The 14,773-nt window shown below is 68.7% G+C and carries 13 protein-coding genes; 9 read left to right on the top strand and 4 right to left on the bottom strand.

Annotated features, from left to right (window positions below; genetic code table 11):
- Window positions 1-9 precede the first annotated feature (9 nt).
- The 4 genes from HFP15_RS28065 to HFP15_RS28050 all read right to left on the bottom strand — a co-directional run bounded on the left by HFP15_RS28065 (window position 10) and on the right by HFP15_RS28050 (window position 4,395).
- Complete coding sequence (locus HFP15_RS28065; RefSeq protein WP_168519766.1) at window positions 10-642, bottom strand: TetR/AcrR family transcriptional regulator; 633 nt, start codon at window positions 640-642, stop codon at window positions 10-12.
- 105 nt (window positions 643-747) lie between these two features.
- The gene (locus HFP15_RS28060) at window positions 748-1,872 is read right to left on the bottom strand and encodes a Vgb family protein (RefSeq protein ID WP_210717968.1); all 1,125 of its coding nucleotides are present in this window, start codon (window positions 1,870-1,872) and stop codon (window positions 748-750) included.
- Window positions 1,873-2,015: 143 nt separating this feature from the next.
- Complete coding sequence (locus HFP15_RS28055) at window positions 2,016-3,350, bottom strand: MFS transporter (RefSeq protein ID WP_168519764.1); 1,335 nt, start codon at window positions 3,348-3,350, stop codon at window positions 2,016-2,018.
- 85 nt (window positions 3,351-3,435) lie between these two features.
- Window positions 3,436-4,395: a PDR/VanB family oxidoreductase gene (locus HFP15_RS28050; RefSeq protein ID WP_168519763.1), complete on the bottom strand. Its 960-nt coding sequence runs from the start codon at window positions 4,393-4,395 to the stop codon at window positions 3,436-3,438.
- Window positions 4,396-4,531: 136 nt separating this feature from the next.
- Here HFP15_RS28050 and HFP15_RS28045 point away from each other — a divergent pair, with 136 nt between their 5' ends.
- The 9 genes from HFP15_RS28045 to HFP15_RS28005 all read left to right on the top strand — a co-directional run bounded on the left by HFP15_RS28045 (window position 4,532) and on the right by HFP15_RS28005 (window position 14,773).
- On the top strand, window positions 4,532-6,037 hold the full coding sequence (locus HFP15_RS28045) for an aldehyde dehydrogenase family protein (protein ID WP_168519762.1): 1,506 nt from the start codon (window positions 4,532-4,534) through the stop codon (window positions 6,035-6,037).
- Window positions 6,038-6,137: 100 nt separating this feature from the next.
- Window positions 6,138-7,031, top strand: coding sequence for an SDR family NAD(P)-dependent oxidoreductase (locus HFP15_RS28040; RefSeq protein ID WP_168519761.1), 894 nt, complete (start codon window positions 6,138-6,140; stop codon window positions 7,029-7,031).
- A 5-nt stretch (window positions 7,032-7,036) separates the two neighbouring features.
- Complete coding sequence (locus HFP15_RS28035; RefSeq protein WP_168519760.1) at window positions 7,037-8,275, top strand: cytochrome P450; 1,239 nt, start codon at window positions 7,037-7,039, stop codon at window positions 8,273-8,275.
- A gap of 24 nt (window positions 8,276-8,299) precedes the next feature.
- Window positions 8,300-9,070, top strand: a complete 771-nt coding sequence (locus tag HFP15_RS28030) for a crotonase/enoyl-CoA hydratase family protein (RefSeq protein ID WP_168519759.1) — start codon at window positions 8,300-8,302, stop codon at window positions 9,068-9,070.
- A complete protein-coding gene (locus HFP15_RS28025; RefSeq protein ID WP_168519758.1) occupies window positions 9,067-10,554 on the top strand; it encodes a TLP1 C-terminal extension domain-containing protein in 1,488 nt (495 codons plus the stop codon). The genes HFP15_RS28030 and HFP15_RS28025 overlap by 4 nt, the downstream gene beginning before the upstream one ends.
- The gene (locus HFP15_RS28020; protein WP_168519757.1) at window positions 10,551-12,182 is read left to right on the top strand and encodes an AMP-binding protein; all 1,632 of its coding nucleotides are present in this window, start codon (window positions 10,551-10,553) and stop codon (window positions 12,180-12,182) included. The genes HFP15_RS28025 and HFP15_RS28020 overlap by 4 nt, the downstream gene beginning before the upstream one ends.
- Entirely contained in the window at window positions 12,179-12,487 is a 309-nt protein-coding gene (locus tag HFP15_RS28015; RefSeq protein ID WP_168519756.1) for a hypothetical protein, read from the top strand. The genes HFP15_RS28020 and HFP15_RS28015 overlap by 4 nt, the downstream gene beginning before the upstream one ends.
- 10 nt (window positions 12,488-12,497) lie before the next feature.
- Complete coding sequence (locus tag HFP15_RS28010) at window positions 12,498-13,946, top strand: aldehyde dehydrogenase (RefSeq protein ID WP_168519755.1); 1,449 nt, start codon at window positions 12,498-12,500, stop codon at window positions 13,944-13,946.
- Window positions 13,943-14,773 (top strand): mycofactocin-coupled SDR family oxidoreductase, encoded by an 831-nt coding sequence (locus HFP15_RS28005; RefSeq protein WP_168519754.1) that lies wholly within the window; start codon window positions 13,943-13,945, stop codon window positions 14,771-14,773. The genes HFP15_RS28010 and HFP15_RS28005 overlap by 4 nt, the downstream gene beginning before the upstream one ends.

Genomic DNA, 14,773 nt, shown 5'->3' with positions numbered 1-14,773 from the left:
CGTGTCCGCCTAGTTGTGGCCGGACCGGTCTTCGCCCCCGCCGCCCGTGAGGTACGGCGGAAGCAGATCACGCAGGCGTGCCGCGAGCACCGCCGCGCTTTCGGTGCGGCCGCCACGAAGCCATTGGGCGATCACGCCCATCACGCCCGCCGCCACGTACCGGGCGGCGGTGTCGATGTCGACGCTGTCCGGAAGGGTCTTGATGCCGCGCAGGGTCACCCGGTTCCGTTCGGTGAACGCGTCCTCGACGGCGGAGAAGAACGGCGTGCTCTCGGAACTGAGCAGCCGCTCGTAGAAGGTCGCCCGGTCCGCGATGAACTCGATGACGTCCTGCAGCGATTCGAGGCTCGTCTTGTACGGGTCGTCGAGACGGTGCGCGGCGTCGGTCAGCCCGACCGCTTCGAAGTAGTCGGTCATCGCCGCCATCGCCAGCGCGTCCACGCCGGAGAAGTGGGCGTAGAACGACGTGCGGTTCACGCCGGCCCTGGTGACGACGTCCTTGACCTTGATGTCGGTCGCGCCCTCCGCGGCCAGCTCCTCGAAGGCTGTCACCAGCCGCTCACGAGTGCGCTGGGCACGAACGTCCGCGCTGGAGCCCATGCGGTCGCGCAGGTCGGCCTGTGGTTCCCTCTCGTGTGGCACGGCCACAGTATATACCTCTAACGGACACTGTCCGTTAGGATGAGAGTAACAAAAATGGGCCGGTTCCGGGTAGATTACCCGGAACCGGCCCTGACCGGAGGATGATCAGCCGAACACGGGGAACGTGTTGCTGATGTCGGTCGTGACCGGGATGTCGAAGTACCCGATCCGGTTGCCGGTGAACTCGCCGAAGTAGATCTTGCCCGGCACCGTGTTGTTCAGGTCGCACGGCGACGAGTAGGCGGTCGGCGTGTTCAGTTCGTGGTACTCCGAGGTGTTCACGTCCAGCTGGCCCACCTGGTTGCCGCCGGTGAACGTGCCCTGCATGATGTAGAGCTTGCCGTCGCTGCCGAACCGGAGCTGACCCGGGTTGGGCAGCGGATTGCCCGTCCCGACGTTGCTCGGCAGCCCGTTGCGCAGCGCGAGCAGGTCGTACTCCTTGATCTCGCCGGTCGCGAAGTCCAGGCGGCCGATCTTGTTGCCGAGCGTCTCACCGAAGTAGAGGTACTGGTCGTCCGGCGAAACCTCGAGCCCGCCGGGAAGCGACGCGGGCGTCGGGATCGGATACTCGGTCAGCTTGTGCGTGTAGACGTCGAACAGGCCGATCTTGTTGCCCGTGCCCTCGGCGATCGCGATCGTGTTGCCAGGGCCCTTCTCCATCGCGATCGGCCCGGACAGCGGCGTCGTGATGGGCCACTGCTCCCACTGACCGGTCTGGGTGTCGTAGCTGCCGATGTAGTTGAGCCCGATCGAGGCGAAGTACAGCTTGCCGTCCTTGCCGAAGCTGTCGTCGAACGGGACGCCGAGGCCCGTGTTGATCGAGCCGACGGTGGGCACGGTGACGGGACCGATGTTGCCCCACGGGAACGGGATCGTCTCGATCTTCTGGGTGGCCGGGTCGAGGTGGCCCAGCCCGTTGCCCGTCGCCTCGACGAACCAGATGGTGCCGTCCGGGCCCTTGTTCTGACCGCCCGGCAGGCCGAGCAGGTTCGGTAGCGGCACCTGGCTGACCGCGCCGGTGTTCGGGTCGACGCGACCGTAGCTGTTGCCGACGAACTGGTCCGACCACAGGATGCCCTGGTTGTCGGAGATGACCTCGCAGGGGTAACTCAACGGCGTCGGGAACGGGGCGAACTCCTTGATGGGGCCGGCGCCGTTGACCACGCCCGTGTCCGCGGACGCCGACAGCGGCATGGTGACGGCACCGACGGCGATGGCGGTACATGCCAATGTCGTGGCTATTCTGCGTTTCTTCGTAGCACGTCGCACTGCGAACGTCCTTCCAGTGGCTTCGTTGACATGGATTTCGCTGTCTGGTGTCTGATGTGGACCCCCGACCGAGGCGCACGCTATCACAGCTGTCTTTATAAAGATTAGATACTTGACTCCTTCTGCGCGGTGTCGCCGGCGGGAAGAAGTTCTTCGGTGCGCCGGCGCACCGAAGCCAGCGCGACGCCGCCGAGTCCCAGTGCCGCCAGTACCACGAGCATGAGGCCGACGGCCGTGGCCGGGTTGTTCGAATAGGACAGACGCACTGCCAGCAGCGGAATGCAGGCTGCGCCGAGCATGTTGCCGAACTCGCGGGCCAGGCCCATCCCGCTGTACCGGTACTGGGCCGGGAAGAGTTCGGTGACCAGTGGTCCGGCGGGTGCGACGATGGCGGAGGCGGCGACGCCGTTGCCGAGGAACATCGCCAGCCACAGGCCGGCCGGCCAGCCGGGCTGGATGAGACCGAAGCCGGGAAACGCCAGCGCGCCCGATGCGACCAGGCCGATCGTGATCACGACGCGCCGACCCAGGATGTCGGAAAGCCAGCCGAAAACGGGGATCAGCAGGCCGCAGGACACCTGTGCGATGACGAGCCCGAGAAACGTGTCGTCGCGCGACAGTCCGATGTGGCTTCCCGCGTAGGAGACCACGAACACGAGATAGAAATAGCCGAACCCGGTCTGCGCGGTGACGATCGCGATGATCGCCAGCACCGAGCCGGGCGTGCGGCGCACGATATCCCGCAGGGGCGTCCGGGCCTTGTGCTCCAGGGTGCGGAAACTGGGCGTCTCCGGCAGGCGGAGTCGCAGCCACGATCCATAGGCGACGAGTACGAGACTGAGCAGGAACGGAACGCGCCAGCCCCAGTTCAGGAACTGGGCGGAGGTGAGCAGCGCCGACATGGCCAGCATGGCCAGCGTGCCGAGCATCCCGCCGAACGAGGCGCCGGCCGCGGGCAGTGAACCGAGCAGGCCGCGCCGCCGGTCCGGTGCGAACTCCACCGCGACGAGCGTGGCGCCGCCGAATTCGCCGCTGGCCCCGATGCCCTGCGTGATCCGCGACAGCACAAGCAGAAGCGGTGCGAGCCAGCCGATCGTCGAGTATCCGGGAATCAGGCCGACGCACGCCGTGGCGATCCCCATGGTCAGGAGAGTGAAGACCAGGACGCGCCGCCTGCCGAAGCGGTCGCCGATGCTGCCGAGAAAGGCTCCGGCGACGGGGCGGACCAGGAAGGCGATGCTGAACGTCGCGACCGACTGCAGCGCGGACAGCAGGGTGGACGAGCCGGGGAAGAACACGGTGGGGAAGACGGTCGCGGCCGCCGTCGCGTAGAGGCTGAAGTCGTAGTACTCCAGCACGGAACCGAAAAATCCGGCGGTCGCCGCCTTGCGTCGCGCGCGTCTTTCGTCGCCGGGGGACACGTCGAGCTGCTGGGGCATCGTTGCTCCATTTCGGTGGGCGAGGTTTCTTGCCGGGCCCATTGCGCTGGAGCCCATCGTAACGGACACTGTCCGTTAGGCAAAGTCAGAGATCGAGGAGCAGGCGAGCGCACTTCGCGCGCGAAACGCAGATCATCATCGTTTCGTTCGCCTCCTGCTCTTCAGGTGTGAGCAAGGAGTCCCGGTGATCGGGTTCGCCGCCGAGTACGACGGTTTCGCAGGTGCCGCACGTGCCTTCCTGGCACGAGGACGGCACGTCGACGCCGGCTTCTTCGAGCACCTCGAGAATGGACTTCTCCGGTGGCACGGTCAGCACCCGGTCCGACTGGCTCAGCTCGACCTCGAACGACTGCCGTCGCACCGGTTCGCCCAGCTCCTTCGGGGTGAAGCGCTCGACGTGCAGACTGCCCGGTGGCCATCCCTGGCTGGCCGCTTCCACGGCCTGCAGCAGCGGCTCGGGTCCGCAGCAGTAGATGGCGGTGTCCTCCCAGGGCTCGCCGAGCAGCCAGGCGAGGTCGAGCAGGCCGGTCTCGTCCTGCGGCCGGATGTGCACCTGGTCGCCAAGCGTCGCGAGCTCGTCACGGAAAGCCATGCTCGAACGGGTCCGCCCGCCGTAGAGCAGCTGCCAGGAGGCGCCGGAGCGCTCCACCTCGCCGATCATCGGCACGATCGGCGTTATCCCGATGCCGCCGGCGATGAACAGGTAGTTCTTCGCGGGAAGCAGTTCGAAGTGGTTGCGCGGTCCCCGCACGCTGACCTGAGTGCCCTCGGTCAGCTGGTCGTGGACGAAGGTCGAGCCGCCGCGGCTGTCCGGTTCACGAAGGATCGCGACCTGCCAGGTGCCGGTGTCGGACGGGTCCCCGCACAACGAGTACTGGCGAACGAGATCCTCGGTCAACTGCAGATCCACATGCGCGCCGGGACGCCACGCCGGCAGCGGCGCGCCGCCCGGATCGCTCAGGTGCAGGCGGACCACGTCGTCCGCGAGCGTCTCCCTGCGCGTCACCGTGAGCTTGATGTCCACTTCGTCGTGTGTGCTCTGCACTGGTCCTCCGCCGATCGAGTCTGGCCGCGTGCGGCTCGACTGTAATCCGGGCTATCCCGGTTGTCTATGTAATCATTGATAAGATTAGAAAGTTATGTAAGACTCTCGTCGCCGGGTCGATGAAGACGAAGGGTTGATGGCAGTGGACGTGCGCAACTTCGTGGGCAACAGCTGGGTGGCCGCGGCGGCAGGGAGGACGGCACCGTTCTTCGACCCGTCGACGGGGCTGGAGCTGGGTTCGCTCGCCGACAGCGCGGAGAGCGATGTCGATGCCGCTGTCGCCGCGGCGCACGAAGCGGGCCGCGAGTGGCGTGAGACCTCGCTGCCCGAGCGTGTCGCGCTCATGCACCGGGCCGCCGACATCGTCGACCGCCGTGCGGAGGAGTTCACCGGGCTGCTCGCCGCGGACACCGGTTGCGCCGTCCGGATGTCGGCCGCACTGCAGGTCGCCGGAACCGCGATGCTGCTGCGGGAGTGGCCGAAGTTGGTGTCCTATCTGGAGCGTCCGCAAGCGAGCCCCATCGACGCGTCGGCGTTTCTCGGGCAGTGGGAGACGCACCGGGTTCCGCTCGGTGTGATCGCCGCGCTGACGCCGTTCAACGTGCCGATGTACGTGGTGGGGCAGAAGGCGATTCCCGCGCTGCTGGCCGGGAACACCGTCGTCGTCAAGCCTTCACCGCTCGCGCCGGTCGGGCCGAAGCTGTTCGCCGAGGTCATGGCCGAGGCCGGGTTGCCCGCCGGTGCGCTCAACGTCGTCAACGGCGGTGTGGCTCCGTCGCAGCACCTGGTCGGGCATCCGGGCGTCGCCGGGGTGTCGTTCACCGGCAGCACCGCGACCGGGAGCAAGGTGATGGCCACGGCGGCGGCGTCGCTGAAGCGAGTCCAGCTGGAACTGGGTGGCAAGTCGCCCGCCGTGATCCTCGAAGACGCCGACTTCGACCTCGCGCTGCCCGGTGCCGTGTTCGGCTCCGTGCTGCACGCCGGCCAGATCTGCGTGGCGACCAGCCGCCTGATCGTGCCGCGCAGCCGTTACGAGGAAGCCTGCGACCGGCTCGCGGAGCTGGTGGGCGCGCTGCGTGTCGGCCCCGCCACCGATCCCGATACCGATGTCGGTCCCGTGGTTTCGGCATCCTCGGCCAAGCGGGTGCACGAGATGCTCGCCCGGGCGCAGGACGAGGGGGCGAAGGTCGCCGCGCGGGCGCGGACGAACGGTGAGCTGCCCAGCGGCGGGTACTACGTGGTGCCCACCGTGCTGCGGGACGTGACCCCGGATATGGAGATCGCGCAGGAAGAGACCTTCGGCCCGGTGATCACCGTGCTAGCGGCGGACTCCGTGGACCACGCCGTGGAGATCGCCAACTCCACGCGCTACGGGCTCGCCGCCTCGGTGTGGGGTCGGGATCTGGTGGCGGCGCGGGCGGTCGGCGACCGCATCGAGTCAGGCACGGTCTGGGTCAACGAGTACGGCATGGCGCACGTGTCCGACTCGCCGATGGAGGGCTGGAAACACAGCGGGATCGGCGCGCAGTACGGCACCGCGGCGCTGGACGGACTGACCCGCACCAAGAGTTTCTACACCGCACTGGATCCCGACCCGGCACGGCGGCCCTACGGGCTGCTCGGCGCGCAGTGGAACAACTAACACCGAAAGGACCGCAATAAGCGGGTGCGACGCAGGAGCGCTCGCGTAGGAGGACCGATTGGGTGCGGAACCCCGCATCAACACCGAAAGGACCGCAACGATGCGTCTGGCGAACAAGGTAGTGATGATCACCGGTGCGGGGTCCGGCCTCGGCCGGGTCTCCTCGCAGCTTTTCGCGAAGGAGGGGGCGAAGGTCGTCGTCACCGACGTCCAGGAGTCCCGCGCGAAGGAGACCGTGGCGCTGGTGACCGAGGCGGGCGGTGAGGCCGTCGCGGTGAAGGCCGACGTCACCGTGGAGTCCGAAGTGGAGGCCGCGGTCAACGCGACGGTCGAGCAGTACGGCAGGCTCGACGTGATGTTCGCGAACGCGGGCATCCCCGCCAAGGGCTTCGGGCTCACGCCGTTCGAGGACATCAGCGAGCAGGAGTGGGACGAGACCCACGACGTCGTGCTCAAGGGTGTCTTCTTCTCGGTCAAGCACGCGGTGCGCGCGATGAAGAACAACCCCGGCGGCCCGGCGGGCGGCTCCATCGTCTGCACGTCTTCGGCGGCCTCGCTGGTCGGCTATCCCGGGTTCCCGCAGTACGGTGCGGCCAAGGGTGGCATCAACTCGATGGTGCGCATCTGCGCGGCGTGGGAGATCGGCAAGTACGGCATCCGCATCAACGCGATCTGCCCGACGCACGGCATGTCGGCGAACTTCATCCTGCCGCCGGAGGCGCCGGTTCTCGGCAAGTCCCACGAGGAGATGGCGCCGGAGTGGATTCCGGAGCACTCGCCGATCCCGCTGAAGCTTCCGCGGCCGCCGCGGATTCTCGACAACGCCTACGCGGCGCTGTTCCTGGCCTCCGACGAGTCGATGTACATGTCCGGGGTCAGCATCCCGGTGACGGACGGAGGCACTCTCGCGCAGGTCGCGATCCCGTTCGGGGACAACTGGCGGGAAACGATGACCGAGCAGGCCGCCAAGGGAATCATGGGCGAAGGGAACTGACCACAATGGACCAGACAACCTCGATCGAGGCGTTGCGCGAGCAGCGCCGCCGCGACTACGACGTGTACGCGCAGACCACCATCGCCGAGCACCTCACCGACCTGGCCGACCGGCGCGAGAAATGCCCGGTGAGCTTCTCCGCCGACGGCGGATTCTGGGTGCTGTCCTCCTACGACGACATGAGCAACGTGCTGCGCCGCAACAACCGGGGGTTCATCAGCTTCCCGAACATGCCCGACGGTTCGCAGGCGTTCGGGCAGAAGCGGATGATCCCGCTGGAGATCGACGGCTCGCTGCACCGGCAGTACCGTCAGATCCTCGACCCGTTCTTCTCGCCGGACGCGGTCGCGAAGCTGGAGCCGCAGATCCGCAAGGTCGCGAACGACCTGATCGACAAGTTCATCGAGAAGGGGCACTGCGATTTCGACCCCGACTTCGCCTTCCCCTACCCGGGAACCACGTTCCTCGCGCTGATGGGCTGGCCGCTGCAGGACGCGCCGAAGCTCACCAAGTGGGTGGATGTGTTCCTGCACGGCATTCCCGGTGCGCCGCAGGAGGAGACCGACAAGGCCCGCGCCGAGGCGAGCGCCGGCGTGCACGGCTACGTGATGGAACTGATCGAGAAACGCAAACAGAACCGCACCGACGACATCACCAGCCAGTTGCTCGAAGCCGAGATCGACGGTGAGCCGATCCCGCTGGACGATCTGTTCGACCTGTTCCTGGTGATGATGCTGGCCGGTCTGGACACGGTGCAGAGCGTGCTCGGCCAGAGCATGGCCTACCTGGCCCGCAACCAGGACAAGTGGGCGGAGATGTTCTCCTCGCCGGAGGTGCTCGCGCCCGCGATCGAGGAGCTGCTGCGCTGGTCCTCGCCCGCGGTGCCGACGCGCAACGTCGACGCCGAGACGGCCAAGGTCGGTGACCTGGACCTGCCGAAGGGCGAGCGGGTGCACTGCCCGCTCGGTGCGGCCAACCGCGACCCGAAGTACTTCGAGGACCCGGACGAGGTCAAGTTCGACCGGCCGGCCAAGCCGCACCTGACGTTCGGTCTCGGCGCGCACCGGTGCGTGGGCGTGCACCTGGCCAAGCTCGAGCTGCGGATCGCGTTCGAGGAACTGCACCGGCGGATCCCGAGCTTCCGCCTCGCCGACGGCGTGGAGGTCAAGGAGCACCTCGGGCTGACGTGGGGCGTGGAGAACGTCGAACTCGCCTTCGAGCCCGGTCCGCGCGAGAACGCCTGATTCCGTCAGAAAGGTAAGCACGTCATGGGAGTGCTGTTCGAGGCCGATCCGGCGACCCACGTCGCGGTGATCACCATCGATCGTCCGGAGGCACGCAACGCCGTCAACGGCGAAGTGGCCACCGGCATCGAGGAGGCACTCGATGCGATCGAAGCCGACGACGACATCTGGGTGTCGATCCTGACCGGCACCCCGCCGGTCTTCTCGGCGGGCGCCGACCTCAAGGTCGTCAACGCGGGCAAGGACCGCGAGATGCGGACCAGGAAGGGCGGATTCGCCGGCCTGATCCGCCGCGAGCGGGTCAAGCCGCTGATCGCCGCCGTCGACGGGCACGCGCTCGCCGGCGGCACCGAGATCGTGCTGGCCTGCGATCTGGTCGTGGCCTCGACGAAGGCGACCTTCGGGCTGCCGGAGGTGAAGCGCTGCCTCGTCGCGGGTGGTGGCGGGCTCTTCCGGCTGGGCCGCAAGATCCCGATCACCATCGCGATGGAATGGGCGCTCACCGGTGAGGCGTACCCGGCGACGAGGGCGTACGAAGTGGGCCTTGTCAACGAGTTGTGCGAACCGGGCCAGGCCGTCGCGACCGCGAGGAAGCTCGCCGAGCGGATCACCGTCAACGCCCCGCTGGCCGTGCAGTACTCCCGTGACGTCGTTCTCAACGCCACCTCGCTACCGGACAGCGAGGCGTGGCAGATCTCGAACGAGGCGACCCGCAAGGTCGCCAAGACGAACGACTTCAAAGAGGGCGTCCAGGCGTTCATCGACAAGCGCCCGCCGGAATGGACGGCCTCATGAGCCCGCGTGATGTGGTGATCATCGGTGCCGGGCAGCTGCGCAACAACCGTGAGCGGGACTTCGATTCGGCGACCGAACCGCTGGAGCTGATCCTGCGGGCGGCGGCCGCGAGCGCGGAGGACGCCGGTGTCGGCGCGGCGGAACTGTCCGGTGTGGACCTCGTCGCCGCGGTGCAGATCGTGTCCTGGTCCTACGCCGACGACGCGTGCGTGGTGGCCGAGCGGCTGGGTGCCACCGACGCCCGGTGTGTCACCTCGGGTGCGGGCGGTCACCAGCCGGTCGCGATGCTTCAGCACATCGCGGGCCGGATCGCCGAGGGCGAGGCCGAACTGGCACTGCTGTGCGGCGGTGAGGCGCAGTCGTCGCTGGAGATGTTCCAGCGGGCCGACGCCGAGATCCCGTGGTCGCGTGACCCCGGCGGGCCGGGGAAGTTCGACCGCGCGGTCGGCGGCACCGAGCGCATGTGGGATCTGGGCCTGGTCGGGCCCATCCGGATCTACCCGCTGTTCGAGAACCGGCTGCGATACGAGCTGGGCCAGTCGTTCGCGGAGGCGCAGGACTGGTCGGCCCGGATGTACTCGGAGTTCAGCGCCGTGGCCGCAGGGAACGAGGCGGCGTGGAATCCCGTGCCGCGGACGCCCGAGGAGATCGCGACGGTCGGCCCGAAGAACCGGATGATCTGTTTCCCGTATCCGCTGCTGATGAACGCGACGGCGAAGGTCGACCAGGCGGCGGCGCTGCTCGTCGCGAGCGCCGAGACCGCCGACCGGCTCGGTGTCCCGGAGTCCAAGCGGATCCATGTGCTCTCGGCCGCTTCCGGCAGCGACTGCGAGGACGTGCTGGAGCGGCCGACGTTCGGCGCTTCGGCCGGGATGGCCGGTGCCCTGGACCGCGCGCTCGACGGTGCCGGCCTAGGTATGTCCGATGTGGACGTCCTCGATCTGTACAGCTGCTTTCCGGTCGTGCCCAAGCTGGGCAGCCTCCACCTCAAGGCGACCGGCCGGGCATTGTCCGCCACGGGTGGCCTGACCTCCTTCGGTGGCGCGCACAACAACTACTCCTCGCACGCTCTGGTCGCCGTGACCCGCGAGCTGCGGCGCACCGGTGGCACCGGCCTGGTGTACGCCAACGGCGAGTACGTCACCAAGCATTCGGCGACGGTGCTGTCCGGCCGTGCCCGGCCGGAGGGATTCGTGGCGTCGGAGGCCATCGGGACACCGCAGACGGTGCGCGTCGTTGACCACTACATCGGCGAGGCGGTCGTCGAGACCTACACCGTCGAGTACGACCGGGAGGCCGAACCCGCCCGCGGCTACGTGGTGGCGAGCCTTCCTGGCGGCGGGCGTACCGGTGTGCGGGTATCCAAAAAGGACACCTACACGCTCGGCGAACTGGTTTCCCAGGACAGGGAACCGATCGGCAGGACCGGGCGCATCACCGAGAGCGACGGCCGCCGCACGTTCGCACTGGAAGGAGCGGCATGACGGCGACGCTCGACGCGCACGAGGAGATCGGCACGTTCGGCTACCTGGCGCTGTGGGACGCGATCGCGGAGGTCGTCGGCGATCGTGAATGCCTCGTGCAGAACGGGCACCGGCAGACGTGGGCGCAGACCCGCGAACGGACCGTCGCGCTCGGGTGGTGGCTGACCGCGCACACGCAGGGCCGGCGCCCCGGCGAGCACCACCCGTGGGAGTCGCCCAACGACCTGGTCGGCGTCTACGTGCGCAACCGCCCGGAGTTCCTGGAAGCCATTCTCGGCAGCTACCGCGCCCGGTGCGCCCCGTTCAACGTCAACTACCGGTACAAGGCGGCCGAACTGGCCTACCTGCTCATCGACGCCGCGCCCGCGGTTCTGGTGTACCAGCAGGAGTTCGCGCCGGTTCTGCGTGAGGCGCTGGCCGAACTGCCCGCGGCGCCGCTGCTGGTCTGCGTCGGCGACGATTCGGGAGAGCGGCCGGTCGCCGGTTCCGTCGACTACGAGCAGGTGATCGCCGGGGCGAGCGCCCCGCCGGTCGAGCGGGTGCCTTCCGGCGACGACGTGCATGTGCTCTACACCGGCGGCACCACGGGCATGCCCAAGGGCGTCATCTGGCGGCAGAAGGACGCGATCCCCGGCCCGTGCGGCATTCGCGTGCGCTCGATCGCGCAAGCCGTCGAAGGCGCCCCGCGCCGGGAATGGCTGCGGGTGCTGCCCGCGCCACCGCTCATGCACGGCACCGCGCTGTGGTACGCGTTCAACGCCTGGTCCAGTGGCGGCACGGTGGTGCTCGGCGACAACCCGGTCCACTTCGACGCCGCCGAGATGGTGCGCACCCTGCGCAGGGAACGGGTGTCGTCGCTGGCGATCGTCGGCGACGTGTTCGCCCGGCCGTTGCTGGACGCCGTCGCCGCGACCACGGAACCACCCGGGCATCTGCGGTTCGTGTTCTCCAGCGGCGCGGTGCTGTCCGAACGCTCCTGGGCCGGGTTCACCGAACACTTCCCGAAGGCCCAGGTCATCAACGCGCTCGGCTCCTCGGAAACCGGTCCGCAGGCCAACCAGACGCGCGGCGATGACGGCGGATTCACCGCCGGGCCGAGCACGTGTCTCCTCGACGAGGAGACCGGCGTGCTGCGGGACGCCTCGCTGCCCGGCCGGGGACTGCTGGCCAACGGCGGCTTCCTGCCACGCGGGTACCTCGGGGACCCGGACCGTACGCGGGCCACGTTCCGCACGATCGACGGCCGGTATCTCGCGGTGTCGGGCGACCGGGCCGAGATCGGCGCGGATGGGCGTGTGCGGTTCCTCGGCCGCGATTCGACGGTGATCAACACCGGTGGCGAGAAGGTGTACGCCGAGGAGGTCGAGTCCGTTCTGCTGGCGCTGCCCGGTGTCGGCGACGCGCTGGTGCTGGGGCGTCCCAGCGAGCGGTGGGGTTCCGAGGTCGTCGCGCTGGTGGTCACCGCGCTGACCGACGACGAGCTCAAGACCGCCGTCGCGGACAAGCTCGCCGGCTACAAGGTGCCCAAGGCGTTCCTGCGCGTCGAGCGCGTCCGCCGGTTCGACAACGGCAAGCCCGACTACGGCTGGGCCAGGGCGCGTGCCCAGGAAGGAGACGACAAGTCATGACGATCAAGGTCGGTGTCCGGCTCGCGAGTGCGGTGTGCGACACGCAGGTCATCGTGGTCCGCCCGCCCGCACAGGACGTGACCATCACGTGTGGTGGCGCGCCGATGTACGCACTGGGCCAGACCCCGCCGGAGGTCGGCGCCGCGGAGGTGGACCGCGAGCGCGCCACGCTCATGGGCAAGCGCTACATCCACCCCGAGCTGGGCCTGGAACTGCTGTGCACCAAACCCGGCGACGGGACTCTGCGCGCGAACGGGGCGCTGCTGGAGCTCAAGCAAGCCAAATCGCTCCCGTCCTCGGACTGAAGGAGAACTCATGACCACCGTCCTCGACCATCTGCTGGTCGACGGCCGCCCGCTGGCGGGTGCGGGCGACGAGCGGATCACGCTCGTCAACCCGGCCACCGAAGAGGTGATCGGGTCGGTCCCGGTCGCCACCGCGGCCGATGTGGACGCGGCCGTGCGTTCGGCCTCGGCGACGTTCCGCGCGGACCGGTGGCGCAAGCTCGGGCCGGTCGACCGCGCCGCGTTGCTGCGCCGGCTCGCCGAGATCATCGAGTCCCGTGCCGGGGAGCTGGCCGCGCTGATCACCCGCCAGAACGGCATGCCGGTGAAGATGACGCGCTGGGGCAACGCCTACGGTGCCGCCGCGGCGTACCGGTACTACGCCGATCTGGTCGACGGAACGTCCGAAGAGGACAGCCGACCCGGGCAGGCGGCACACGCGGTCGTGCGCCGCGAGCCGGTCGGCGTGGTCGGGATCATCGCGCCGTGGAACGGGCCGCAGATCCTGGTCGCGTGGAAGCTCGCGCCGGCACTGGCGGCGGGCTGCACCGCCGTGCTCAAGCCCGCGCCCGAGACGAGCCTCGACGCCCACTGGCTGGCCGAAGCGATGCTGGAAGCCGGTTTCCCGCCCGGTGTGCTCAACGTGGTCACCGGCGGCCGCGACACCGGGATGGCCCTCGTGGAACATCCGCTGGTGTCCAAAGTGGCCTTCACCGGCTCGTCGGCGGCGGGACGTGAGATCGCGGCCGCGTGCGGCAGCGCGCTCAAGCCGGTGACGCTGGAGCTGGGTGGCAAGAGCGCGGCGATCCTGCTGGAGGACGCCGACCTCGACGCCTTCACCGGTCAGGTCACGCGGTTGTGCGCCCCGAACTCCGGCCAGGTGTGCTACTCCTGCACCAGGATTCTCGCGCCCGAAAGCCGCTACGACTCGGTGGTCGACGCCGTCGTCGGCGGCATGCGCAGCGCCCGCATGGGCGATCCGTCCGACCGGAACACCGACTTCGGCCCGCTCGTCAGCGCGCGCCAGCGGGACCGGGTCGAGAAGTATGTCGAGATCGGCAACCGCGAGGGGGCCGAAATCGTGCTGGGCGGCGCCCGGCCCTCGGCTCCGTCCCGTGGGTTCTACTACGCGCCCACGGTTTTCCGTGGCGTGCACAACCGGATGAAGATCGCCCAGGAGGAGATCTTCGGACCGGTACTGGTGGTGATCCCGTACCGCGACGAGGACGAGGCCGTCGAGATCGCCAACGATTCCGAGTACGGACTGGGCGGCTCGGTCTTCACGGCCGATCCTGAGCGCGGCATGCGGGTCGCGCGGCGGGTGGAGACCGGCACCATCGGGATCAACGGCTACGACCTGAGCATGGAAGCGCCGTTCGGCGGCCGCAAGGCCAGCGGACTCGGCCGGGAGCTCGGGCCGGAAGGACTGGCGGCGTACTACACGCTCAAGTCGATCTACAACGCACCGGTGGCGTCATGAGTACCGAGCTGACGGGCAAGGTCGCCTTCATCACCGGTGCCGCGCGCGGGCAGGGACGTTCGCACGCGATCGCACTGGCGCGGGCCGGGGTGTCGGTCATCGCCACCGACTGCTGCGCGCAGATCCCGACCGTGCCCTACCCGATGTCCGCATTGGACGATCTCATGGAGACGGTCGCCGCGGTGGAAGAAGCCGGTGGCAAGGGGATCGGCGTGGTCGCCGACGTCCGGTCACCGGAACAGCTCGGCGAAGCCGTGCGGCAGGGCGTGGCGGCCTTCGGACGGCTGGACATCGTCATCGCCAACGCCGGAATCGCCCAGGGCTTTCCCGAGCACGAGACGCACACGCCGAACGAGATCTGGAACGACTACCTCGCGGTCAACCTGACCGGGGCCTGGAACACCATCCAGGCGACCAAGGCCGAGCTCATCGACGGCGGCCGCGGCGGCAGCGTCATCCTCATAAACTCGACTTCCGGGCTGAAGGGCATGTCGCGCGGGGACCCGCGAAGCGACGCCTACACCGCGGCCAAACACGGCCAGGTCGGCCTGATGCGCGCCTACGCGCTCGAACTCGGGCCGCACGACATCCGGGTCAACTGCGTCCACCCGACCGCGGTGGACACCCCGATGATCGACAACCCGGCGATGCGGACCTGGGTCGAGCACAACAAGGCACGCGTCGCGACGGGTTTCGGCGACGCGATGCACGCGGGCCGGCTGAAACCCGAAGAGATCAGCGCGGCCGTCCTCTGGCTCGCGTCCGACGCCACGAAGCACGTCACCGGAGTGTCCCTCCCGGTCGACGCAGGCTTCGCCATCGTGTGA

The organism is Amycolatopsis acididurans (genome assembly GCF_012328925.1).
GTDB classification, from domain to species: Bacteria; Actinomycetota; Actinomycetes; order Mycobacteriales; family Pseudonocardiaceae; genus Amycolatopsis_E; species Amycolatopsis_E acididurans.
This window is presented reverse-complemented; position numbering and strand designations above follow the sequence as displayed.